The following is a 22,839-nucleotide window of genomic DNA, read 5'->3' on the forward strand; positions in this document are numbered from 1 at the left end:
CGCTGTGCGCACCCCGACGCTCGCCTTGACCGCGGCTGCCCTCATCGGGCTGGCCGCGTGCGGCGCGCCCGCATCGCCGGGCATCGCCGCCCGTAACGATGCCGGTAGCCCCGCTCTGCAGGCGGCGCCGGCACCCGCGCAGCGGATGCTCGACTTCGGCGGGCAGTACCGCTTCGCGGAGGGGATCACGATCTCGGTGTCCACGCCGAAGTCGTTCCGCCCCAGCACCAGCGCCTACCCGCGCAGTGATCGCGCCGTCGCCTTCGAGATCGCGATCGCCAACGATGGACCGCAGCCGTACCGCCTGTCGGGATTGTCGGTGTCGGCGATGGTCGGTGGGTCCTCGGCGAAGCAGGTCGTCGATCCGACCCAGGGCTACAGCGGCATCGTCGACGCGGGCAAGGATGTGCCCACGGGGCGTGACGTGCGGGTGACGCTGGCCTTCGCGGTCGCGCAGCAGCCCGCCGAGCTGCGCCTGTCGCTGCGGCCGACCGCGACGAGCTCCGTCGTCGCCGTCTACTGCGGTCCGGCCTGACCGGCTACAGTCCGGGGTATGCAGCGTTTGTCCACCGGTGACCCGGCTCCCGATTTCACCCTGTCCGACAGCGAGGGGAACAAGGTCTCGCTCTCCGACTATCGCGGGCAGCGGGTCGTCGTGTACTTCTACCCGGCGGCGGGCACGCCCGGCTGCACGAAACAGGCGTGCGACTTCCGGGACAACCTGGCCGAGCTCAACGGGGCCGGTTACCAGGTGCTGGGCATTTCGCCGGACAAGCCGGAGAAACTGGCGAAGTTCGCCGCCGCGGAGAAGCTGACCTTCCCGTTGCTGTCCGACCCGGAGAAGGCCGTGCTCACCGAATGGAGCGCGTTCGGGGAGAAGAAGAACTACGGCCGGATCGTGCAGGGCGTCATCCGCTCCACGTTCGTCGTGGACCCCGAGGGCAAGATCGAAAAGGCCCTGTACAACGTCCGCGCCACCGGCCACGTCGCCAAGCTGCTGAAGGACCTTTCGATCTCGGCCTAGGCGAGCGAGCGCAGGTGCGGCAGCAGCGCGCGAAGGGCGCGGCCGCGGTGGGAAACCGCGTCCTTTTCGGCCGGGTCCAGCTCGGCTGAGGTACGGGTCCCACCCTCCGGCACGAAGATCGGGTCGTAGCCGAAACCGTTGGTACCACGGGGTTTGCGCGCGAGGGTGCCGCGCCATTCGCCGCGGACAACGGTTTCCGCGCCAGCAGGGACGACCAGTGCGGCGGCGCAGACGAACGCCGCGCCCATCCGCTCGTCCGGCGTGTCCGAGGTCTGCGCCAGCACCAGTTCCAGGTTCGCCAGATCGTCGCCGTGGCGGCCGGCCCAGCGTGCCGACAACACCCCGGGCATACCGTTGAGGGCGTCGACCGCGATCCCGGAATCGTCCGCCACAGCGGGCAATCCCGTCGCGGCCGCCGCGTCACGGGCCTTGGCGAGCGCGTTCTCCTCGAACGTCGCACCCGTTTCCGGCGCCTCGGCGAACTCGTCGACGTCCGCGAGCCCGAGCACCTCGATGCCGGAAATCCCTTCCGCATCAAGGATCCGGCGCAGCTCGCCCAGTTTCTTCGCGTTGCGCGTGGCCAGCAGGATGCGTGTCACTTGGTGCCCTTCGACTTCTTCCCGGTGCGCGGCTCGGGCAGCTCGCCGGGATACGGCTCGTTGAGCGCGGCCGTCTGTTTGCGGGTCAGCTCTTCACATCCGGCCAGTGCGAGATCCAGCATCTTGTCCAAAGTGGACCGGGTGAAGGTCGCGCCTTCGCCGGTGCCCTGTACCTCGATGAGGGTGCCGGCGTCGGTTGCCACGACGTTGAGGTCCACCTCGGCGCGGGAGTCCTCCTCGTACGGCAGGTCCAGCCGCACGCGGCCGTCCACCACACCGACGCTGACCGCGGAAACCATGGCGGACAACGGTTTCGGGTCGGCCAGCCGGCCGGCGGCGGCCAACCAGGTGACGGCGTCATGCAGCGCGACGTACCCACCGGTGATCGCCGCCGTACGGGTGCCGCCGTCGGCCTGGATGACGTCGCAGTCGAGCTGGATCGTGTTCTCGCCCAGCGCGGCCAGGTCGATGCACGCGCGCAGGGAACGGCCGATCAACCGGCTGATCTCGTGCGTCCGCCCGCCGATGCGGCCCTTGACCGACTCGCGATCGCTGCGGTCGTGGGTGGCCGAGGGCAGCATCGCGTACTCCGCGGTGACCCAGCCCAGCCCCGAACCGGTGCGCCAGCGCGGCACCCCTTCGGTCACGCTTGCCGCGCACAACACCCGGGTCCTGCCGAACTCGACCAGCACCGACCCGGCAGGCCAGTCCTGGAACCCGCGGGTGATCTTCACTTCGCGGAGCTCGTCGTCGTTTCTACCGTCTTTACGTGCCACGCTAGGAGGCTATTCTGCGGCGCGAAGCGCCTCGATGAGGGGTGGTGGTCGGGCTGGCGGGCGGGATAGAGGGGGCGATCAGACCTCGTACGTCGCGCCCTGCTCGACGAGCCTCGCGGCGGCGAATTCCGCCCGCGCTTCGGCAAGGATGGCGATGCGGTCGCTCCACGGCGCGATGTGCGTCAGCAGCAGGCGCCCCGCCCCGGCGCGACGGGCGAGTGCGCCGGCCTGCTTGCCGGAAAGGTGCACGCCCGGCGGCCGGTCCGGCGCGTCGGTCCAGGTGGCCTCCGAAAGCAGGACGTCGGCCTCACGGGCGAGCTCGTCGAGGTTCTCGCACGGTCCGGTGTCGCCGGTGTAGGCCAGGGTTCGGCCGCCGTGGCTGATGCGGACGCCGAACGCCTCCGTCGGGTGGTCGACCGGGATCGCGCTCACCTCGAACGGGCCGATGCCGGTGGCGCCGTCAAAGGGGTGAAAGGAAAAGACGTCGGACAGATCTGTCTCGGCGAGCTCGATGTCGTTGGGCGCATACGCTTTCGCCAGCCGCTGCGGCGCGTTTTTGGGTGCGTGCACCGCAAGTTTGTGCGCGTTCACGTCGAACGGTGGGCGGGGATGGTAGCGGCGCAACACTGTCAGCGCGCCGAAATCCGCGCAGTGATCGGGATGCAGGTGCGAAAGCACGACCGCGCCGAGGGTGAACGGGTCGCGACGCGCCTGGAGTTCGGCGAACGTCCCGTTGCCCAAGTCCAGTCCGAGCAGGAAACCCTCGGCCTCGACGAGATAGCCGGACGCGGCCTTGCCCGGCCCCGGGATGCTGCCCGAACAGCCCAGAATGGTGAGTCGCACATGCGACACCCTGCCACGTCAGCGCGTCGCGGGCGAAATGCAGCGCCGTTCATTACCAATCCGACCACAGTCACGGCTATCCGACTTGCGTGGCAACGGTTACCTGTTGCTCGTGGTTCGCCTACTTTTGGTCGGATTGGTAGCGCCGGGGGCGAAGCCCATGAACCGCCGGGCGAGGCGGGCGAACGGTTCGGGCGAACCGGTCGCGATGAACTCGTGCTGGCGCGGGGTGTCGCGCTCGGCGAGGAGGTCCTGTTCGGTCAGCATCCGCACCAGATCCTTGGCCGTTTCCTCCGCACTGGACACGAGTGTCACCTCGGGGCCCATGACGATCTGCAGCACGCCGGTCAACAGTGGATAGTGCGTGCAGCCGAGCACGAGCGTATCGATTTCCGCGCGCAGCAACGGTTCCAGGTATCCCTGCGCGAGGCCGAGGATCTGCCGGCCGGAAGTGATTCCGCGCTCGACGAAGTCGACGAAACGCGGGCAGGCGACGCTCGTGATCGTCACGTCGCGGGCCGCGGCGAAGGCGTCGTCGTAGGCGCGGGAGCGCACCGTGCCCTCGGTGCCGATGACCCCGATGCGGCCGGTGTGGGTCGCCGAGACCGCGCGCCGGACCGCGGGCAGCACGACCTCGATCACCGGCACGTCATAGCGTTCACGCGCGTCACGCAGGCAGGCGGCGGAGGCGGTGTTGCACGCGATCACCAGCGCCTTCACCCCGTCGCCGACCATTTCGTCCAATGCGGACAGTGCCAGCTCACGGGCGCGGGCGATGGGCAGCGGGCCGTACGGGTTGTGCTCGGTATCACCGACGTAGCGCAGCTGCTCGTGCGGGAGTTGCTCGAGGATCGCGCGCGCGACCGTCAACCCGCCGACGCCGGAGTCGAACACGCCGATCGGGGACTCGCGACTGATCACGCCCCGACGGTACCGGAGGCCTTTCTCACCTTCGCGCGGTCCGCCCTGGCGGCGAGCCATGCCGCGATGATCCCGCCGAGCGCGCCGAACAGATGTGCCTGCCAGGAGATGCCGGGGTTGCCGGGCAGCAGGCCCCACAGGGTGCCGCCCCAGATCAGCAGCAGCACCGCGGCGAGCACCAGTTGCCCGAACGCCTTGTTGAAGATCCCGCGCACCAGCAGGTACGCGAGCCAGCCGAACGCGAGGCCCGAAGCGCCGATCGTGGAGGTGCCGCTGTCCCCGGTGAGCCATACGCCGAGTCCGCTGACGACCCAGATGAGGGCGGTGACCGCAACCCACCTGGCGAGCCCGGACGCCATGGCGAGGAACCCGAACACGACGACCGGGATGGTGTTGGCGAACAGGTGCGCCCAGCTGCCGTGCAGGACCGGCGCCCACACGATGCCGTCGAGCCCCGACAGCGTTCTCGGGATGACACCCTCGTCGTCGAGCCCGTGGTGCAGCCCGGTGTCGATAAGCTCCATGAGGTACAGGAGCGCGGTGAAGGCGAGCACCACGATGCCGGCGGACTTGTACTTCACCGGCAGAATCCGCTTCGCGGGTTCCGTGGGGGCGGGCAGCGTGCTCATGTCTACAAAGCTACCCAGTCGGCAGGCTTGTGGCCTCGGGTGAAAACCCTGAAATCCCCGATACTCTTGGTGAGTTTTCGGTTGCGTGGCGTTGATCCTGCGCTAACCTTCCGGAAACAGCGACTCGTTTCGCTTGGTGCATGAGCATCTACGAGGAGATCGGCGGGCAGGAAGCCCTGATCGCGGTGGTCGACGATTTCTATGACCGAGTGCTGGCGGACCCGGAACTGGCCGGGTTCTTCAAGGGCACCAACCTGCCCCGGTTGAAGGGAATGCAGGTCGAGTTCTTCACCGCCGCACTAGGCGGACCCGACGAGTACCGGGGCCGGTCGATGAAGGACGTACACCGTGGGCGCGGTATCAGCCGGCACCATTTCGACCTGGTGGCCAAACACCTGGTGGAGGCGCTGAGCGAGGCAGGGGTCCCGCAGGGGACGATCGACACCATCATCGGAGCCATCGCCCCCCTGGCAGACGACATCGTGTCAGCGGGCGTTTAGGGGTTTAGGTTCAGCGCCTTCTGGACGCACACAAAACCGCCGCAAAGTGATCGTGGCGGTGTCAGGCGACGGGATGACCACCCAACTCTGGGCTTTTTATGCCCAGAGTTCGCCGTCCAGTCTTGCGGCCGCGTCGTCCAGGGTGCCGCTGTAGGCGCCTGTTGACAAATATTTCCAGCCGGCGTCTGCGACTATGAAGGCGACGTCCGCTTTTTCGCCCTTTGCCGCCGCTTTTTCCGCGACGGCCAGTGCTGCGTGCAGTACCGCGCCCGTCGAGATTCCAGCGAAGATGCCTTCGTGTTCCAGCAATTCCCTGGTGCGGCGGAGGGCATCGTAGGCACCGACCGAGTATCGTCCATTCAGGACAGTCGGGTCGTAGAGCTCCGGCACGAATCCTTCGTCCAGGTTACGCAATCCATAAACCAGCTCACCGTAACGCGGTTCGGCCGCGATGATCTGCACGTCCGGTTTCTGGTCGTGCAGATAACGCCCGACGCCGACCAAGGTGCCGGTGGTACCGAGCCCACCCACAAAATGTGTCACCGTCGGCAGGTCTTTCAAAATCTCCGGGCCGGTCGTCCGGTAATGCGCGTCGGCGTTGGCGGGGTTGCCATACTGGTACAGCATGACCCATTCCGGGTTCTGTTCCGCCAGTTCCTTCGCCCGCCGCACCGCCTCGTTCGAACCACCCGCCGCCGGCGAGTACACGATGCGCGCACCATAAGCCTGCAACAACTGCTTGCGCTCAGCCGAAGTGTTCTCCGGCATCACACACACCAGACCGTACCCCTTGAGTTTCGCGGCCATCGCCAGCGAAATCCCGGTATTACCCGACGTCGGCTCAAGGATCGTCGCACCACGGCGAAGGGTGCCGTCCCGCTCGGCGGCCTCGATCATCGCCAGCGCGGGACGGTCCTTGATCGAGCCCGTCGGATTACGATCTTCCAGCTTCGCCCACAGCCGGACGTCATGCGTCGGCGACAGCCTTGGCAGACCCACCAGCGGAGTGCCGCCGAGTGCGTCGAGCAGGGATTCGAACCTGGCCATCAGGTCAGTGTGCGCCGCCGGCCACGGCGGGCAGGATCGTCACGGTGTCGCCGTCCTTGACCTCGGCGTCGAGCCCACCGGCGAAGCGTACGTCCTCGTCGTTGACGTAGACGTTCACGAACCGGTGCAGCTTGTCCTCCTTGACCAGGCGGGCCTTGAGACCACCGTGCCGGGACTCGACGTCGTCGATCACCTCGAGCACCGTTTTGCCGACCGCCTCGACGGACTTCTCGCCGCCGGTGTGCGTACGCAGGATGGTCGGGATGGACACGGTCACGGCCATTGTGGGTTACCTCCGCTTGAGTTCATTAGGGCAGACGTCGTGGGCAATCGTGTTATTCCGCGTCGACGACCTCGACGGGCTCCTCGGTGATGACGCCGTCGACGATCCGGTACGAGCGGAACTCGTGCACCTGCGCGTCCCTCGTGGAGACCAGCACATAATGCGCGTCCGGTTCGGAGGCGTAGGACACGTCGGTGCGCGACGGGTAGGCCTCGGTGGCGGTGTGCGAGTGGTAGATCACGACGGGTACCTCGTCGTTCGCGTCCATCTCACGGTACAGCTTCAGCAGGTCCGCCGAGTCGAACTCGTAGAACGTGGGCGAGCGGGCGGCATTGAGCATCGGGATGAACCGGACCGGCCGGTCAGAGCCCTCAGGACCCGCGATCACGCCGCACGCCTCGTCCGGATGGTCCCGGCGTGCGTGCGCGACGATCTCATCGACGAGGTCACGGCGGATCCGAAGCACGTCGCCATCTTACGGGGCGGACATCACCCGTTCACAGAGTGAGACTCAGCACGGCGGAAAAGCCTCAGGCCAGACGTCGCGATACGCCCGGACGCCCCCCACGCCTTCGGCCGCGAGCACGCCGTGCACCATCGCCCGTGCGAACACCCGAGCCGCGGCCGAGCACAGGGCGTCCAGCGCCGCCGCGCGCGGGGCCTCCCCGAACGGACCCTGTCCCGCCGGGAGTTCCCGCGCGCCGGTGGCCAGCGCGAAAACCGTGTCCCCGTCGAACATCGTGTGCGCCGGGCGCACCGCACGCGCCAGACCGTCTTGCGCGGCGACCGCGAGCCGCCGGCATTCCGCCTTCGACAGGGCCGCGTCGACCGCCACGACTCCGATCGTCGTGTTCAGATCCGTAGGGGTGGACGGCAGCGACGCCGCTCGCGCGGGCCAGGTCACCCCGAACTCCCCGCCCACCTCGTGGTCCGCCGCGAAGGGCAGGCCCGTGTCGAGCGAAACCGCCTCGCCCGCCGCGTTCACCACCGCCAGCGCACCGACCGTGCACCCGTCAACGACCTCGCTCGCGCTCCCGACCCCGCCCTTGAGCGAACCGACCGCGGCACCCGCGCCCGCCCCGACACTGCCCTGGACGACCGGTCCGGCAGCGGCGGCTTCGCATGCGGCGTAACCGAAAGACGCGTCCGGCCGGTTCCCCCAGGCACTGCGCGGAAGGTCGAAGATCACCGCCGCCGGGACGATCGGTACCACCTCGTGCGGCTGCCGCCCCACGGGGAAACCCTTGCCCCGCTCCCCCAGCCAGCGCATCACGCCATCGGCGGCCGCGAGCCCGTACGCGCTGCCACCGGACAAGCAGATCGCATTGACCCGCTGCACCAGATTTTCCGGCTCCAGCAGGTTCGTCTCCCGCGTGCCCGGCGCACCACCGCGCTGATCCACCGCACCGGTCGCGCCGTCGGGTACGAGCACCACGGTGGTCCCGGTCGCCCAGCCGTCACCGAGCCGATGGTGATGCCCGACGAGCACGCCCGGCACGTCGGTGATCACGCGGTCAGCGCCTCGACCAGGCTCTCCTGCACATAGGTGAGCCAGTGGTAGACGCCGAGATGCGGCGCCCGCGGGTCGTCCTCGGGCAACTGCTCCGGCATGTCCTCCGTGACATCGAGCGCCGTGCCGAGCGCGAGCCGCACGTCGTTCAGCGCCGAAAGCCACGCGTCCGCCTGCTCGACGGTCAACCGCACGTTGCCGCCGTCCCGTGGCAAGGTCTCCATCACAACCTGCGCCACCCCGACCTTCGCCGCGACCAGCTCCGGCTCGTGAATCGACCGCAGCGCACCCGCCGAGTCGAGATCTTCCTTGGTGGGGTTGTCCGGGTCGAGCTTGTGATAGTCGGGCAGCAGCCGCGAAAGCACCGGGTCGTTGGGCGATTCCGAAGGCCCGGTCTTGATCCCGGTGAGCTCCGCGAGCGGATCCTGCGGCGCCTCTTCCGCGCGCGCCTGCAGCATGTCCTCAAGCTGGCTCACCAGCCCGCGCAGCACGGCGGCCTCCTGCTGCTCGAAACCGGCGAGGAGCTGACCGCCCCGGCGTTTCCATACCTTCACGGCTGCTCCATCGTGGCCCACAACCCCGCGGCGTGGAGTCTGGTGACGTCGCCTTCGACTTTTTCCTTGGAACCGGAGGACACGATCGCCCGGCCCTTGTGGTGCACGTCCAGCATCAGCTTCGTGGCGTGGTCCCTGCTGTATCCGAAGAGCTTCTGGAAGACGTACGTCACATACGACATCAGGTTGACCGGGTCGTTCCAGACGACGGTCTGCCACGGTCTGTCCTCGGCGGCCATATTCGCCCCGGCTGGCTCAACCTGCGTCTGTTCGGCATCGACAGGCGTGGTCATACCCACATGGTGTCACGGAAGCGCCGCGATGCGGCCGGGCGGTCGGTCCATTCGGGTGATCAAGAGCCCACCTAATAGCCTGACGGCATGGCACCTCGCGAAACGCTCGGCAGCACGGCACTGCTGACCGATCACTACGAGCTGACGATGCTCGGCAGTGCCCTCGCCGACGGCACCGGCGACCGGCCGTGCGTGTTCGAGGTGTTCGCCCGCCGGCTGCCCGACGGCCGCCGCTACGGTGTCGTCGCCGGCACCGTCCGCGTGCTCGACGCGATCGCCGATTTCCGTTTCACCGACGCGGAAATCACCCAGCTGGCCGCGACCGCGGTGGTGGACGACGAGACGCTGGCATGGCTGGCCGACTACGAATTCACCGGTGACATCGAGGGCTATCCCGAGGGCGAGCTGTATTTCCCCGGCTCCCCGATCTTGACCGTCCGCGCGAGCTTCAACGAAGCCGTCGTGCTGGAAACCCTGGTGCTGTCGATCCTCAACCACGACAGCGCGGTCGCCTCGGCCGCGGCACGGATGTCCGCGGCCGCGCACGGCAGGCCGATCATCGAGATGGGCGGTCGCCGCACACACGAGTACGCCGCGGTGGCCGCGGCCCGTGCCGCCTACCTCGCCGGGTTCGCCGCGACGTCCAACCTCGAAGCCGGCCGCCGCTACGGCATTCCCACCCGCGGCACGGTGGCGCACGCGTTCATGTTGCTGCACGACAGCGAAGACGACGCTTTCCGTGCCCAGATCGGGAAAATGGGCACGGACACCACGTTGCTGGTGGACACCTACGACATCACGAAGGGCATCGAGAACGCGGTCCGGATCGCCGGTCCGGAGCTGGGCGCGATCCGGATCGACTCCGGCGACGTCGGGGTCCTCGCGCGCAAGGCCCGCGAGCAGCTGGACGCACTGGGCGCCCGTGACACCCGCATCGTCGTCTCAGGCGATCTCGACGAGCACGCGATCGCCGCACTGCGCGCCGAACCGGTGGACGCGTACGGGGTCGGCACGTCGGTGGTCATCGGATCCGGCGCGCCGACCGCGGGCATGGTCTACAAGCTCGTCGAGGTGGACGGCCGCCCGGTGGCCAAGCGCAGCGAGAACAAGGCGTCCCGCGGCGGCCGGAAAACCGCGCTGCGGCGGCACAAACCGACCGGCACCGCGCTCGAAGAGGTCGTCTACCCGACGAGCGATCCGGCCGAGCCCGGTCAGTACGACCGGCCGTTGCCGATCCCGCTGATGAGCGGCGGGCAGCCGGTCGCGGACCTGCCTTCGCTCGACGACGCCCGCGAGCGTCTGCGGCACTGCCTGGTCAGCCTGCCGTGGGAGGGCTTGAAGTTGTCCCGCGGCGAACCCGCGATCCCCACCGTGTTCCTCCAGGAGGAAAAATGAGCAACGCGTTGATCGTCGTGGACGTCCAGAACGACTTCTGCGAAGGCGGCTCGCTCGCGGTGACCGGCGGCGCGGACACCGCCGCGAAGATCACCGAGTTCCTCGCCGCCGGCGGCTACGACCACGTCGTCGCGACCCGCGACTACCACATCGACCCTGGCGCGCATTTCAGCGACGAGCCCGATTTCGTGCGTTCGTGGCCACGGCACTGCGTGGCGGGCACCCCGGGTGCGTCGTTCCATCCCGCGCTCGACGTCGGCCCGATTTCCACGGTGTTCTCGAAAGGCCAGTACAGCGACGGATACTCGGGCTTCGAGGGCCACACCGAGTCGGGCGACGGCCTCGCCGACTGGCTGCGGGCACACGAGGTGACCGCAATCGACGTCGTCGGCATCGCGACCGATCACTGTGTCCGCGCGACCGCGCTCGACGCCGCGCGGGCCGGTTTCGGAGTGCGGGTCCTGCTGGATCTCACCGCCGGGGTCGCACGGGAGACCGTCCAAAAAGGACTGGACGAGCTACGTTCCGCGGGTGTCGAGCTGACCGGGACACCGCGGGTGGGCGGATGATCCGCGCGGCGTTGAAGAAGCACAACATCCGCTTCCGTGAGCGGCTCGCGGCGAGCAAGGTGATCGCGCTCCTGCCCACCGAGGACAGCGAGTACTTCCCCGATGTCGCGCAGGTGCTGTACGACTCGGGGATCCGCCTCATCGAGGTCGCGCTGACCACGCCGGGCGCGCTCGACGCGCTGGCCCGGATACAGGTGGAGCTCGGGCCGGACGCGATGGTCGGCGCCGGCGGCGTCCGCACGGTGTCCGATGTGGACGGTTGCGTCGCGGCCGGAGCGGATTTCCTTGGCACACCGACGGTTTCGGCCGAAGTGCTGGACCGCGCACAGCGGTACGGGGTGCCGGTGGCGTGCGGCGCGCTGACCCCGACGGAGATCGACACCGCATGGCGCGCCGGCGCGGCGGTGGTGAAGGTCTTCCCGGTGGGCGGCGTCGGTTATCTGCAGGCGGTGCGCGGTCCCCTGCCGGAGATCCCGCTGGTCGCGGACGGTGGCGTGGCCCTCGACGACGTGGACTCCTATCTGGGTGCGGGCGCCTTCGCCGTCGCGACGGCGTCCCCGTTGATCGGGGACGCCGCCTGCGGCGGGCGCCTCGACGAACTGAGCGACCGCGCGTCCCGGTTCGTGGCCGCGGCCGGCAAGTTCGTCTAGTTCGTGTGGTCCACCGAGTTGATGCTCCGGACGACCTGGTCGTAGCTGCCGCGGGCTTCGGCGTGGCGCATGAACTTCACGTTCTCGACCTGGATCTCCGTCGCGTCCGGCTGCGCCTCGATCAGAGCCACGACCTCCGAGATGAACTCGTCGAGCGGCATCGCGAACTCGTTGGTGTCGTGGCCCGGCAACAGTTTCGTGCGCACCGACGGCGGCTCCAGCTCCACGACCCGCACACTCGTGTCGGCCAGTTGCAGCCGGATCGACTCGCTGAGCAGGTGGATCGCGGCTTTCGACGCGTTGTAGCTCGGGGTGATCCTGAGCGGCACGAACGCCAGTCCTGAGGACACCGTGAGGATCGTGGCGTCCGGCTGCGCCCGCAGGTGCTCGATGAACGCGGCGATCAGGCGGATCGGCCCCAGCACGTTGGTCGTGACCACCGATTCCGCCGAGGCGAGGAACTCCGGCGTGTGCCAGTCCTCCACGCGCATGATGCCGGCCATCGTCACCAGCACGTTGAGGTCCGGATGCAGGGCCAGTACCTCCTTGGCGGCGGCCTCGATGCTCGCGGCGTCCGCCGTGTCGATCCGCACCGTGTCGATGCCGGGGTGCTCTGCCGCGATCTGGTCGAGCAGTTCGGTACGGCGGCCGCCGACGATGACGGTGTTGCCCTTCGCCCGCAGTTCGAGCGCGAGGGCGAGGCCGATCCCGCTGGTGGCGCCGGGAATGAAGATGGTGTTGCCGGAAATGTTCATACCCCGAGAGTCGGGCACGGGAGCGGGCCTGTGCAGAGAGCGCTCATCGGGGGACTCCCGGTCCCTGTTTGCCGCTCGAGCGGGGACGGATACTGGGCTCATGGATCGTGGGGCACTGGCGGCTTTCCTGCGCCGCCGCCGGGAGGAGTTGCGGCCGGAGGATGTCGGGCTCACCGCCGGCCCACGTCGCCGGACCGCCGGGCTCAGGCGGGAGGAGGTCGCGTCGCTGGCCGCGATGTCCACCGACTACTACACGCGGCTCGAACAGCAGCGCGGGCCGCAGCCCAGCGAGCAGATGCTGGCCGCGCTGGCTCGCGCACTCCGGCTGACCACGCACGAACGCGACTATCTGTTCCAAGTGGCCGGACGAAACGCACCCACAGAGGTCTCGGCCGCCACCCACGTCGCGCCCACGTTGCTGCGGGTACTGGACCGGCTTTCGGACACCCCGGCGCTGATCATCTCCAACCTCAGCGAGACGCTCGTCCAGAACCGGATGGCCGAGGCGCTGTTCGGCGACAAGTCCGGTTACACGGGACTCGCCCGCAGCGAGATCTACCGCTGGTTCACCGATCCCGCGGAGCGGTGGCGTTACCCGGCGGAAGACCGCGACCGGCAGAGCCGGACCCAGGTCGCCAACCTGCGCGCGGCCTACGGTTCCCTCGGCGCGCGGTCACGGGCCGGAGAGATTGTGCAGGCGCTGCACCGGGAAAGTGCCGAATTCGCGCGCCTGTGGGAGCGGCACGAGGTGGCCAAACGGTTCGAGGACCACAAGACGCTCGTGCACCCCGAGCTCGGGCCGATCGAGGTGGACTGCCAGGTGCTGTTCACCGAGGACCAGTCGCAGGCGTTGCTCGTGCTCAGCGCCGCCCCGCGCTCCGAGGACTCCGAGAAGCTCAAGCTGCTGGGAGTCCTCGGGCACGAGCAGTTCACGGAATCGCGCTGACTACTGGCCGCCGTAGGGGTCGCACGCGGCGGTGCCGATGAGGATGTCACCGGAGGCAGGACCGCCCTGCGGGAACAGCTTGATGTGCATCGCGTTCGTGACGAGGCTGCCGTCCGCGGGCGTCGGCACGATCAGCTCGTTCAGCACGACGTCGGCGAGCGGCGGCGCGCCCGCGGTACGGCCCGGAATGGTGACCGTGTAGTTCGGCGGGATGGTCGAGGGCATCGTGATGCCCGTGACGGCGCCGAGCTCCATCGACCCGCTGCTGCCGTTCGCCGTCGTGGTGCAGCCCGCCTTGAAGGTCCGCGCGGTGATCCTCGGCCCACCGAACTGTTGCAGCACGGTCGTTTCGAAGCGCGCGCCGGTCACCTGCACGACGGCCGTGCCGTCGGTCGCGCGGGTGCAGCTGGTGCTGGACAGGCCGTACTTCGTGGCGCCGAACGTGACCGGGTCCGTCCGGTTCTGCGCCGTACCGCCGACCGAGCAGGGCGCGATCGGGTTCGCGTGCGTCGTCTGGGAGCCGATCACGACGTGCACCGCGCCCACCGATCCCGCGCCGGTCCCGGTCGGCTCGTCCGCCTGCGCCGTCGCCGGAACGACCGCCAGGACCAGCGCCGCCGCCAAGACCCCCGTTGCCCGCACCATCGCCAACTCCTTTCGTGAATGATCCTCATCGGACACCCTGCCGGGGTCCCCGGCGCGGCACCGCCCGGACCACTCGGACGAGTGGATCTTGCGGAGACTTCACCTCCGGCGCGGCTGCCGGAATTCTGTCGGCGGGCCCCGGTACCGTTTGTTCGTGCCCTCCCCTGCAGATCTCCCCGGTGTCAACGAGCTCCTCACCCATGCGGTGGAAGCGCTCGGCGGCGCCGAGCGTGCCGGGCAGGTGCAGATGGCCGAGGCCGTCGGGCGTGCCCTGCGCACCGGCGAACATCTGGCCGTACAGGCAGGCACCGGCACCGGAAAGTCGCTGGCATACCTGGTGCCCGCGATCCGGCACGCGATCGCCAAGGAGAAAACGGTCGTCGTCTCGACGGCGACCATCGCGCTGCAGCGGCAACTGGTGGACCGCGACCTGCCACGGCTGGCGAAGGCGTTGAAGAAACCGCTCGGCCGCGAGCCTTCCTTCGCGATCCTCAAGGGCCGCCGCAACTATCTGTGCCTGCACCGCCTGGATTCCGGCGCGCCGGAGGAACCCGAGGACCCCGGGCTGTTCGACCCGTTCGCGGTGTCCCGGCTCGGCAAGGAGGTCGGACGGCTGCGCGAGTGGGCATCCGACACCGAAACCGGTGACCGGGACGAGCTCGTGCCGGGCGTGAGCGAACAGGCGTGGCGCCAGGTTTCGGTGTCCGCCCGGGAATGTCTCGGCGTCGGCCGCTGCCCGATCGGCACCGACTGCTTCGCCGAGCAGGCCCGCGCGCAGGCCGGGCGGGCCGATGTCGTGGTCACCAACCACGCGCTGCTGGCCATCGACGCGTTGCAGGGGTACCAGGTGCTGCCCGAGCACGACCTGGTGATCGTCGACGAGGCACACGAACTGGTGGACCGGGTGACGTCGGTGGCCACGGGCGAGCTCACCGCGGCCGCCGTCGCGATCGCGGTGCGCCGCTGCGGAAAGCTGATCGACGCCGATATCGCCGACCGGTTGCAGGAGGCGAGCGAGGGCCTGGCGATGATCCTCGAAGATCTGCCTGCCGGCCGGATCGACACGTTGCCGAAACCGCTGGGCGGCGCGGTCACGGTGGTCCGCGACGCCGCGCAGGCGTGCCTCACCGCACTGGGTTCGGAGCGCAAGGAGGACGTTGACGAGGCCACGGCCCGCCGGCTCGCGCGGTCACAACTGGAAGAGGTACACGACACGGCGGTCCGGCTGCTCGAGGCCTTCGATGAGGACACCGCGCACCAGCGTGACGTGGTGTGGCTGTCGTCGGACCGGTACGGCCTGGGCAACCGGCCGCCGTCACTGCATGTCGCGCCGCTGTCGGTGGCCGGCCTGTTGCGGGAGCGGGTGTTCGGCACGAGCACCACCGTCCTGACCTCGGCGACGCTGACCCTCGGGGGCGCGTTCGACACGCTGGCCCGGCAATGGGGCCTGCCACCGTCGCAACCGAAAGCCGAGAAGGTCGCGGGTACGGCGACGGACAAGGCCCCGCCCGCGGACGACGACGAGGTGAAGTGGAGCGGCCTTGACGTCGGCTCGCCTTTCGACCATCGCCGCAACGGGATCCTTTACGTGGCAAGGCATCTGCCCGCGCCGGGCCGCGACGGTCTCCAGCCGTCCACATTGGACGAGATCGCGGAGCTGATCGAGGCGGCGGGCGGCCGCGCGCTCGGCCTGTTCTCGTCGATGCGCGCGGCGAAGCAGGCCACCGAAGCGCTGCGGGACCGGGTGAAGCATCCGATTCTGTGCCAGGGCGAGGATTCCACGTCGTTGCTCGTGCGGAAGTTCGCCGAGGACGCGCGCACCTGCCTGTTCGGCACGCTGTCACTGTGGCAGGGCGTGGACGTGCCGGGACCGTCGCTGCAACTGGTGATCGTGGACCGGATCCCGTTCCCGCGCCCGGACGATCCGGTGTCCTCGGCGCGGCAACGCGCGGTGGAAGCCCGTGGTGGCAACGGTTTCCTCACCGTGGCGGCGACTCACGCGGCGCTGCTGCTCGCACAGGGCACCGGCAGGCTGCACCGGTCGGTCGCGGACAAGGGTGTCGTGGCGGTGCTGGACTCGCGGCTCGCGACGGCCCGGTACGCGGGCTTCCTCAAGGCCTCGCTGCCGCCGTTCTGGCCGACCACCGACCCGGAGGTGGCGCGCGCGGCGCTGCGCAGGCTCGACGCGGCGGCCCCGGCATAAGGTGCGAATCGACACGGCGCTACGGTGAGCTGAACGTCACCACGAAGGAGCGCCGTGTCTCAGGACCCGCCTCACGCGCGATCGCGTACGGTCAGCGTCGACGACACCGGGGTGCGCCGTCAGCTCGCCGACGGGAGCGAGGAGTCGGTCACCTGGGCGGAACTGTCCGCCGTCGTGGTCAGAGTCATCCCGGAAGGCCCGTGGAACGAGGACGTGTTCCTGATGCTCGCCGGCGCCAACGGCAACGGCACCGCCGTCCCGAGTGGTGACCCGGCGGCCGACGCCCTCATCGAGCGCCTGCAGACCCTGCCCGGCTTCGACAACGACAAGTTCGTCGAAGCGATGACGACCGACGCCGACGAGGCCTACGTCGTCTGGAAGTCCGAACCCAACTAGCCGGGGCGCATCACGCGTCCACGAGACGTGTTTCGTCCAGCGGCCGGATTTCGTCGAGTTCGCGGCCGAGTTTGTCACGTCCGCGCTCGAGGTCCCAGCGAGCCTGCAAGGTCACCCAGAACTGGGCTGACGTGCCGAAGAACCGTGCCAGCCGCAAAGCTGTGTCCGCACTGATCCCGCGCGTTCCGTGCACGATCTCGTTGATCCGGCGCGGCGGCACCTTGATCCGGTTCGCCAGCTTGTTCTGCGTGATCCGCAGCGGCTCCAGGAATTCTTCGAGCTCGGGTCAGTGGAAATCGCAGATCTCCACGTCTTCCGGACCGCTGTCCGTCCATCGATCCCTCGCGAGCCGCGGCTGAGTCAGGCGGTCGGGAATTCTTCGGTCACCGGGATGCCCTTTTTCAAGGTGCGGCTGACGGTGCACAGTTTCTCGATGGCCCGGTCCACCGCGTCCGCGAGTGCTTTCTGTTCGTCCTGCCCCAGGCCCGACACGTCCACGTCGAACCGCACGTGGACCGCGTCCAGCTCTGACGCACCCTCGCGGCGGTCCGCGGACACGTCCACCCGGAACTTCGAGTCGTCCCCGACGCGCCGCGTGATCAGGTGCTCCGCGGTGACTGCCGCGCAACCCGCCGTCGCGACCTGCAGCAGCTCCGCCGGGGAAAACGCGCCCTCGGCCCCCTTGCGCCCCAGCCGCACCTCGGCGCCCCGCTCATTACGCCCGACGAAATCGTGCTCGCCGACCCGCTCCACCTCAAGCCCCATGACAACTCCCTTCCGTGAGCCCAAACCACGCGCCGCCACCGGATGTTCCCGTCACCGGTACTGCGCGAGCACGGTCACGGTGCCCGGGTCGACCTCCGTGAACCCGGCGTCCCGCACCGCCACCACGCGGCGTACCCGCCAGGCGCCCTCGGGATCGTCACCGGGATGCAGCTGCTTCCACTGCGCGACGGTCGGCGTGCGGACGGCGCACGCGTACCCGCGCTCGCCCCAGGCCGCCAACTCGTCGGCGTGCAGTAGCGCGGCCAGGATCATCGTGGCGTGACCGACCTGGGCCGCCGCCTTGCCGACCGTCATCGAGACCTCGGGATTCAGCAACAGCAACGGAAGATCGTCCGGCGCCGCGGGCGGCTCGTCGGGCGGCAGGTCACTGCCCTGGATCTGCAGCCGCGCGATCTCCTTCGGCACGTCGACCACTCGACCGGGCACGAGCGCCCGCGCCTGCGCACCGTCGACGGTCACGGTGACGCCCGGAAACCCTTGTGCCGCTTGCCAATGCGCGCCACGCGCCCGGCGCGCGACCTTACGGATGTGACCGGAGACCCAGTCGTGCACCGGTTCGTGCCATTCGCCGCCGGGCTGGGCGCGCTCGTCCAGGCACACCGCCAGCGCGGCGGTCGCGGCCGCCTCCAGCAGCGGGGTGCGGCCGGGCGGGGTGGCCTTGTCCAGGTGCAGGATCACCGGCATCGCCTGGACTTCTTCGGGCGCGGCTTCCGGCAGGGCCGTCTCCTCGGCAGGCAACCCGAGCCAGTAGGCGTAACGCGCGGCGAGCGGTTCGAGGATGCTCATGGCCGGGCGAGCTCGAGCCCGTCAGCCGCGTCGGCGGCTTCGACCTCGGCGCGGGTCACGCCGAGGACGAACAGCACGGCGTCAAGGTACGGGTGGGACAGCGCGGTGTCCGCGACCTCGCGCAACGCGGGCTTCGCGTTGAACGCGACACCCATCCCGGCCGCGCGCAGCATGTCGATGTCGTTCGCGCCGTCACCGACCGCCACGCACTGCGCGAGCGGGATGCCGTACTCGCCGGCGAACCGGCGCAGCGCGACCGCCTTGCCTTCGCGGTCGATGATGTCGCCCACGACGCGGCCGGTGAGCTTGCCGTCCACGACTTCCAGCTCGTTGGCGGCGGCGAAGTCCAGGCCGAGGTCCGCGACGATCTTGTCGATGATGCGGGTGAAACCGCCGGACACGACCCCGCACCGGAAGCCGAGCCGCTTGAGGGTGCGCACCGTGGTCCGGGCGCCTGGGGTGAGCAGGATGCCGGCCGCAACCTCGTCGAGCACCGACTCCGGCAGGCCCGTGAGCAGGCCGACCCGGCGTTCGAGGGACTCGGTGAAATTCAGCTCACCCCGCATGGCGGCTTCGGTGATCTCGCGGACCTGCGGCTCGACCCCCGCGTACGCGGCGAGCATCTCGATGACCTCGCCCTGGATGAGCGTCGAGTCGACGTCGAACACGATGAGCCGCTTCGCCCGCCGGGCCAGGCCCGCCCGCTCGATGGCGATGTCGAGCCCGCCACTGGATGCCACATCCGCCAGCACCGAGCGAAGCTCCACATCGGACTGTTCGGTGTCACTCGGGACGGACAGGTGTACTTCGAGCCCGGTCACCGGATAGTCCGCGATGCGGCGGATGGCGTCGATGTTGGCGCCGAGCGCGGCCAGGCGGCGCGCGACGTCGGTGAACGCCCGCGCGGTGAGGGGGCGGCCGAGGATCACCGCGACATGCGTCGAACCTTGGCGTGCCGGGGCGAACGGGTCCTCACCGATGGCCGAGCCGATCCGTACCTGGACGGACATGCCGACCGTCGCCATCGCCTGCTCGACGGCTTCCTGCAGGCCTTCCGGGTCATTCTCGACGCCGACCAGCACGCCGAGCACCAGCTGCCCGCGGATCACGACCTGCTCGACGTCCAACATGTCGACGCCATGCCTGGTCAGTGCCGCGAAGAGGACGGAGCTGACGCCGGGCTTGTCGGGGCCCGTGGTCGTGATCAACACCGGCGTCAGTTGGTTCACTGTGTTCGTACCTCCGCTACGAGCATGCCGGACATGCGTGCGGCCCGGCACGTGATATCCCACGCCCCGGGCCGCTCGCTTGTGCTCACTGTTCCGACGCGTTGTCCCTGTCGTGGGAGCCGGGAATGACACCCTCGGTCAGGAGCTGGGACGGGGCGTTGTGCCCGGCCTCCACCTTCGGCTTGCCGGTAAAGGTGATCTCGCCTTCGCTGTGCAGCCGCTCCACCATGTGCGGGTAGTGCAGCTCGAAGGCGGGCCGCTCGGAGCGGATCCGGGGCAGCTCCGTGAAGTTGTGCCGCGGCGGCGGGCAGCTGGTGGCCCACTCGAGCGAGTTGCCGTAGCCCCACGGGTCGTCCACCGTGACGAGCTCGCCGTAACGGTAGCTCTTGAACACGTTGTAGATGAACGGCAGCGTGGACGCGCCCAGGATGTACGCGCCGATCGTGGAGATCGTGTTCAGCGTGGTGAAGCCGTCGGTGGCGAGGTAGTCGGCGTACCGGCGGGGCATGCCCTCGGCGCCGAGCCAGTGCTGCACCAGGAACGTGGTGTGGAAGCCGATGAACGTGGTCCAGAAGTGGAGCTTGCCCAGCTTCTCGTCCATCATCCGGCCGGTGATCTTGGGGAACCAGAAGTAGATCCCGGCGAAGGTGGCGAACACGATCGTGCCGTAGAGCACGTAGTGGAAGTGCGCCACCACGAAGTAGCTGTCCGACACGTGGAAGTCGATCGCGGGCGCGGCCAGCAGAATGCCGGTGAGCCCACCGAAGAGGAACGTGACCAGGAAGCCGATCGAGAAGATCATCGGCGTCTCGAAGGTCAGGTGCCCCTTCCACATGGTGCCGATCCAGTTGAAGAACTTGACGCCGGTCGGCACCGCGATCAGGAACGTCATGAACGAGAAGAACGGCAGCAGCACCGCACCTGTGGCGTACATGTGGTGCGCCCACACCGCGACCGACAGCGCCGCGATCCCCAGCGTCGCCCAGACCAGGCCCTTGTAACCGAACACCGGCTTGCGCGAGAAGACCGGGAAGATCTCCGACACGATGCCGAAGAACGGCAGCGCGACGATGTACACCTCGGGATGGCCGAAGAACCAGAACAGGTGCTGCCAGAGGATCACGCCGCCGTTGGCCGGATCGAACACGTGCGCCCCGATATGCCGGTCGGCGATCAGGCCCATCAGCGCGGCGGTCAGGATCGGGAACGCGAGCAGCACCAGGATCGAGGTGACCAGGATGTTCCAGGTGAAGATCGGCATCCGGTACATCGTCATGCCGGGCGCGCGCAGGCACACGATCGTGGTGACCATGTTGACGGCACCGAGGATCGTGCCGAGGCCGGAGACCACCAGGCCGGCCAGCCACATGTCGGCGCCGACGCCGGGCGAGTGGATCGCGTCCGACAGCGGGGTGTAGGCGAACCAGCCGAAGTCGGCGGCGCCGCCCGGGGTCAGGAAGCCCGCGACCACGATGGTGCCGCCGAACAGGTACAGCCAGTACGAGAACGCGTTGAGCCGCGGGAACGCGACGTCCGGCGAGCCGATCTGCAGCGGCATGATGAAGTTCGCGAACCCGAAGAGGATCGGGGTCGCGTACAGCAGCAGCATGATCGTGCCGTGCATGGTGAACAGCTGGTTGTACTGCTCGTTCGACAGGAACTGCTGGCCCGGCCTTGCCAGCTCGGTGCGGATCAGCATGGCCATCGCGCCGCCGACCATGAAGAAGGCGAACGACGTGACCAGGTACATGATGCCGATCTGCTTGTGGTCCGTCGTGCGGAACAACCGCAGCAGGAACGAACCCTTGACCGTCTCTCGCGCCGGATACGGCCGCGTTGCGATCGGCTGCGGGGCTACGGCTGTCACTCCTGCCTCCAAGAACCTCGGTATCTCCCATGCGGCCGCCATGGCAGCCGATCGGATGGTATCCCGCACCACCGACAGGACTGCGCACCGGATGGGAAGATCACGCGATGATGGACGGCTACGTCTCCTCGGCGCTGGCCGCCTCGGTCGAAGTCGGTCGGCGGCTCGGGCTGCCTTTCCACGGTCCGGAAGTGCTGGCGTCGCGGTCGAATGTGCTGGTCAGACTGGGTCCGGTGGTCGCGAGAGTGCCCGCGACGACGCGCCTGCTGCGACCGGACGTAACCGACTGGATGGCCCGTGACGTCGTATTGTCCGCGTTCCTGGCGGAGCGGGACGCACCGGTCATTCCACCGTTCGACGATCCGGGACCTCATGTCGCGCACGACCTTCCGGTGACGTTGTGGCATTTCACACGTCACGACCCGGAGCCTGCCTTCGCGGCGGCGGAAGTCGCCTTCCTGCTGCGCGAACTGCACGCGGCACTGCGGGAGTTTCCGGGCGAACCGGGCGAGGCCGGGCCGGTCGGCGATCTGCGCCGCGCCCTTGACTTCGTCGATGACGAACGGATTCACCACGCAGTCCACCGTGCGGTGGCCGCGTTGCCGGAGTTGCCGGTGCAGCCGCTGCACGGGGACGCGCATGCCGGGAACCTGATGTTGACCGAACACGGGCCGCGGTGGCTCGATTTCGAGGACACCTGGCGCGGCCCCATCGCGTGGGATCTGGCGTGCCTCGGCGCGCCCGCTCGGGCGGCCTATTCCGCCGCGGCGGACGGGATCGAGGAGTATGTCGAACTGCGTGAGCTGTTCGGCGTCTGCTGGCGTTTCGTTGTCGCCGCACGGTTTCCCGGACGGCTCGGCGAAGCGCGCGCAGCAGCCGAAGCGTTCCTCACAGCCAGCCGAGAATCGCCTCGGTCAACGCCGCCGGGGCCTCCAACGGCGTGAGATGGCCGACGCCGGGCAACACCGCCAGCTCGCCTTTCGGCAGCAGGTCCGCCATCCTCCTGGCGTCGTCAGGTGTCGTCAGCACGTCCTGCTCACCGACCACGACGAGCGCCGGAATGTCCGCTGTGGCAAGGAGATCGCTCGAGTCCCGCCGGGCGCCGACGGCACGGGCGGCCCACGCGACACCCGCCGGCCGCTGCGACTCGATCAGGTCGCGCACGGTCTCCACTACGTCGGGCCGCTCGGTGCGGGTCCGCTCCGCCAGCAGGTTCGGCAGCATCCCCTCGGCGAGCCACCCGAGGTCGCCCTCGGTCTCCGCGCGGACGGCCATCCGTTCGCGGTTCTCCGCCGCCTCCGGAGTGTCCGCGCTCGCCCGCGTGTCGATCAGTACCAGCCCACCGACCCGTTCCGGGGCGAGCCGCAGCACCGCCATCGTCAGGTAACCGCCCATCGAACAGCCACCGAGGACGACCCGGTCGAGCTCGAGTTTGTCCAGTAGCGCAAGGACATCACGGGCGGCGTCGTCGAGGCTGGGCGCGCGATCGGTCTCCGGCAGCGGGGTGCGGCCGAGGCCGCGCTGGTCCGGGGTGATCAACCGGACACGCGCCGCGAGTGGCTCGCGGACGGCGTTCCACATGCGAGCGTCGACGGGAAACGCGTGCAGCAGCAGGAGCGGAAGATCGGCCATG

29 protein-coding genes are annotated in these 22,839 nt (G+C 68.9%); 10 read left to right on the forward strand and 19 right to left on the reverse strand.

Features of this window, described 5'->3' with window-relative positions:
- Positions 1-4 precede the first annotated feature (4 nt).
- Positions 5-535, forward strand: coding sequence for a hypothetical protein (locus GKO32_RS26395; RefSeq protein ID WP_312868563.1), 531 nt, complete (start codon positions 5-7; stop codon positions 533-535).
- An 18-nt stretch (positions 536-553) separates the two neighbouring features.
- On the forward strand, positions 554-1,024 hold the full coding sequence (bcp, locus tag GKO32_RS26400; RefSeq protein WP_154759605.1) for a thioredoxin-dependent thiol peroxidase: 471 nt from the start codon (positions 554-556) through the stop codon (positions 1,022-1,024).
- Here bcp and rdgB read toward each other — a convergent pair.
- The 5 genes from rdgB to GKO32_RS26425 form a co-directional block, all read right to left on the reverse strand.
- On the reverse strand, positions 1,021-1,623 hold the full coding sequence (gene rdgB / locus GKO32_RS26405; RefSeq protein WP_312868564.1) for an RdgB/HAM1 family non-canonical purine NTP pyrophosphatase: 603 nt from the start codon (positions 1,621-1,623) through the stop codon (positions 1,021-1,023). The two genes, bcp and rdgB, sit on opposite strands and share 4 nt — an antisense overlap.
- Positions 1,620-2,399: a ribonuclease PH gene (gene rph / locus GKO32_RS26410; RefSeq protein WP_312868565.1), complete on the reverse strand. Its 780-nt coding sequence runs from the start codon at positions 2,397-2,399 to the stop codon at positions 1,620-1,622. Before rph ends, rdgB begins: the two co-directional genes overlap by 4 nt.
- A gap of 78 nt (positions 2,400-2,477) precedes the next feature.
- The gene (locus tag GKO32_RS26415; RefSeq protein WP_312868566.1) at positions 2,478-3,242 is read right to left on the reverse strand and encodes an MBL fold metallo-hydrolase; all 765 of its coding nucleotides are present in this window, start codon (positions 3,240-3,242) and stop codon (positions 2,478-2,480) included.
- A 99-nt stretch (positions 3,243-3,341) separates the two neighbouring features.
- Positions 3,342-4,163 carry a glutamate racemase gene (gene murI / locus GKO32_RS26420; protein ID WP_312868567.1) on the reverse strand — a complete coding sequence of 274 codons (822 nt, stop codon included), beginning with the start codon at positions 4,161-4,163 and terminating at the stop codon, positions 3,342-3,344.
- Entirely contained in the window at positions 4,160-4,792 is a 633-nt protein-coding gene (locus tag GKO32_RS26425) for a rhomboid family intramembrane serine protease (RefSeq protein WP_154759607.1), read from the reverse strand. Before GKO32_RS26425 ends, murI begins: the two co-directional genes overlap by 4 nt.
- Before the next feature lie 140 nt (positions 4,793-4,932).
- Between GKO32_RS26425 and GKO32_RS26430 the strand changes: the two genes are divergently transcribed.
- On the forward strand, positions 4,933-5,292 hold the full coding sequence (locus tag GKO32_RS26430) for a group I truncated hemoglobin (protein WP_154759608.1): 360 nt from the start codon (positions 4,933-4,935) through the stop codon (positions 5,290-5,292).
- 96 nt (positions 5,293-5,388) lie between these two features.
- On the opposite strand, the gene GKO32_RS26435 is transcribed toward GKO32_RS26430, so the two are convergent.
- The 6 genes from GKO32_RS26435 to clpS are packed head-to-tail and all read right to left on the reverse strand — an operon-like array spanning position 5,389 to position 8,979.
- The gene (locus GKO32_RS26435; RefSeq protein WP_154759609.1) at positions 5,389-6,339 is read right to left on the reverse strand and encodes a PLP-dependent cysteine synthase family protein; all 951 of its coding nucleotides are present in this window, start codon (positions 6,337-6,339) and stop codon (positions 5,389-5,391) included.
- A gap of 4 nt (positions 6,340-6,343) precedes the next feature.
- Positions 6,344-6,622, reverse strand: a complete 279-nt coding sequence (locus tag GKO32_RS26440; RefSeq protein WP_154759610.1) for a MoaD/ThiS family protein — start codon at positions 6,620-6,622, stop codon at positions 6,344-6,346.
- Positions 6,623-6,674: 52 nt separating this feature from the next.
- Entirely contained in the window at positions 6,675-7,088 is a 414-nt protein-coding gene (locus GKO32_RS26445) for a M67 family metallopeptidase (protein WP_312868568.1), read from the reverse strand.
- A 45-nt stretch (positions 7,089-7,133) separates the two neighbouring features.
- Positions 7,134-8,132 (reverse strand): P1 family peptidase, encoded by a 999-nt coding sequence (locus GKO32_RS26450; RefSeq protein WP_312868569.1) that lies wholly within the window; start codon positions 8,130-8,132, stop codon positions 7,134-7,136.
- Entirely contained in the window at positions 8,129-8,686 is a 558-nt protein-coding gene (locus tag GKO32_RS26455) for a DUF2017 domain-containing protein (protein ID WP_312868570.1), read from the reverse strand. The genes GKO32_RS26450 and GKO32_RS26455 overlap by 4 nt, the downstream gene beginning before the upstream one ends.
- Positions 8,683-8,979, reverse strand: coding sequence for an ATP-dependent Clp protease adapter ClpS (gene clpS, locus GKO32_RS26460; RefSeq protein WP_154759611.1), 297 nt, complete (start codon positions 8,977-8,979; stop codon positions 8,683-8,685). The genes GKO32_RS26455 and clpS overlap by 4 nt, the downstream gene beginning before the upstream one ends.
- Before the next feature lie 87 nt (positions 8,980-9,066).
- On the opposite strand from clpS, the gene GKO32_RS26465 reads away from it, so the two are divergent.
- The 3 genes from GKO32_RS26465 to GKO32_RS26475 are packed head-to-tail and all read left to right on the forward strand — an operon-like array spanning position 9,067 to position 11,593.
- Entirely contained in the window at positions 9,067-10,374 is a 1,308-nt protein-coding gene (locus GKO32_RS26465) for a nicotinate phosphoribosyltransferase (protein ID WP_154759612.1), read from the forward strand.
- Entirely contained in the window at positions 10,371-10,943 is a 573-nt protein-coding gene (locus GKO32_RS26470) for a nicotinamidase (protein WP_154759613.1), read from the forward strand. Before GKO32_RS26465 ends, GKO32_RS26470 begins: the two co-directional genes overlap by 4 nt.
- Positions 10,940-11,593 carry a bifunctional 4-hydroxy-2-oxoglutarate aldolase/2-dehydro-3-deoxy-phosphogluconate aldolase gene (locus GKO32_RS26475; protein WP_154759614.1) on the forward strand — a complete coding sequence of 218 codons (654 nt, stop codon included), beginning with the start codon at positions 10,940-10,942 and terminating at the stop codon, positions 11,591-11,593. The genes GKO32_RS26470 and GKO32_RS26475 overlap by 4 nt, the downstream gene beginning before the upstream one ends.
- On the opposite strand, the gene GKO32_RS26480 is transcribed toward GKO32_RS26475, so the two are convergent.
- On the reverse strand, positions 11,590-12,348 hold the full coding sequence (locus GKO32_RS26480; protein WP_154759615.1) for an SDR family oxidoreductase: 759 nt from the start codon (positions 12,346-12,348) through the stop codon (positions 11,590-11,592). The two genes, GKO32_RS26475 and GKO32_RS26480, sit on opposite strands and share 4 nt — an antisense overlap.
- Positions 12,349-12,448: 100 nt before the next feature.
- Here GKO32_RS26480 and GKO32_RS26485 point away from each other — a divergent pair, with 100 nt between their 5' ends.
- Entirely contained in the window at positions 12,449-13,294 is an 846-nt protein-coding gene (locus GKO32_RS26485; RefSeq protein WP_154759616.1) for a helix-turn-helix transcriptional regulator, read from the forward strand.
- On the opposite strand, the gene GKO32_RS26490 is transcribed toward GKO32_RS26485, so the two are convergent.
- Entirely contained in the window at positions 13,295-13,939 is a 645-nt protein-coding gene (locus GKO32_RS26490; RefSeq protein WP_154759617.1) for a hypothetical protein, read from the reverse strand. It lies immediately after the preceding gene.
- 154 nt (positions 13,940-14,093) lie between these two features.
- Between GKO32_RS26490 and GKO32_RS26495 the strand changes: the two genes are divergently transcribed.
- Complete coding sequence (locus tag GKO32_RS26495; protein ID WP_312868571.1) at positions 14,094-16,142, forward strand: ATP-dependent DNA helicase; 2,049 nt, start codon at positions 14,094-14,096, stop codon at positions 16,140-16,142.
- 54 nt (positions 16,143-16,196) lie between these two features.
- Positions 16,197-16,538, forward strand: a complete 342-nt coding sequence (locus tag GKO32_RS26500) for a hypothetical protein (RefSeq protein ID WP_312868572.1) — start codon at positions 16,197-16,199, stop codon at positions 16,536-16,538.
- Between the two features lie 10 nt (positions 16,539-16,548).
- On the opposite strand, the gene GKO32_RS26505 is transcribed toward GKO32_RS26500, so the two are convergent.
- The 5 genes from GKO32_RS26505 to ctaD all read right to left on the reverse strand — a co-directional run bounded on the left by GKO32_RS26505 (position 16,549) and on the right by ctaD (position 21,206).
- Positions 16,549-16,806 carry a HigA family addiction module antitoxin gene (locus tag GKO32_RS26505; RefSeq protein WP_154759619.1) on the reverse strand — a complete coding sequence of 86 codons (258 nt, stop codon included), beginning with the start codon at positions 16,804-16,806 and terminating at the stop codon, positions 16,549-16,551.
- A 92-nt stretch (positions 16,807-16,898) separates the two neighbouring features.
- Positions 16,899-17,303, reverse strand: a complete 405-nt coding sequence (locus GKO32_RS26510; protein WP_154759620.1) for an OsmC family protein — start codon at positions 17,301-17,303, stop codon at positions 16,899-16,901.
- Positions 17,304-17,354: 51 nt separating this feature from the next.
- Positions 17,355-18,110: a peptidyl-tRNA hydrolase gene (locus tag GKO32_RS26515; protein ID WP_154759621.1), complete on the reverse strand. Its 756-nt coding sequence runs from the start codon at positions 18,108-18,110 to the stop codon at positions 17,355-17,357.
- A complete protein-coding gene (gene serB / locus GKO32_RS26520) occupies positions 18,107-19,330 on the reverse strand; it encodes a phosphoserine phosphatase SerB (RefSeq protein WP_154759650.1) in 1,224 nt (407 codons plus the stop codon). The genes GKO32_RS26515 and serB overlap by 4 nt, the downstream gene beginning before the upstream one ends.
- Positions 19,331-19,424: 94 nt before the next feature.
- Positions 19,425-21,206, reverse strand: a complete 1,782-nt coding sequence (gene ctaD, locus GKO32_RS26525; RefSeq protein WP_312868574.1) for an aa3-type cytochrome oxidase subunit I — start codon at positions 21,204-21,206, stop codon at positions 19,425-19,427.
- Positions 21,207-21,313: 107 nt separating this feature from the next.
- Between ctaD and GKO32_RS26530 the strand changes: the two genes are divergently transcribed.
- A complete protein-coding gene (locus tag GKO32_RS26530) occupies positions 21,314-22,150 on the forward strand; it encodes a phosphotransferase (protein WP_154759623.1) in 837 nt (278 codons plus the stop codon).
- Here the strand turns inward: GKO32_RS26530 and GKO32_RS26535 are convergent.
- Positions 22,095-22,838, reverse strand: a complete 744-nt coding sequence (locus GKO32_RS26535; protein ID WP_154759624.1) for an alpha/beta fold hydrolase — start codon at positions 22,836-22,838, stop codon at positions 22,095-22,097. The genes GKO32_RS26530 and GKO32_RS26535 overlap by 56 nt on opposite strands.
- Between the last annotated feature and the right edge of the window lies 1 nt (position 22,839).

Source organism: Amycolatopsis pithecellobii, from assembly GCF_009707865.1.
Taxonomy (GTDB): domain Bacteria; phylum Actinomycetota; class Actinomycetes; order Mycobacteriales; family Pseudonocardiaceae; genus Amycolatopsis_E; species Amycolatopsis_E pithecellobii.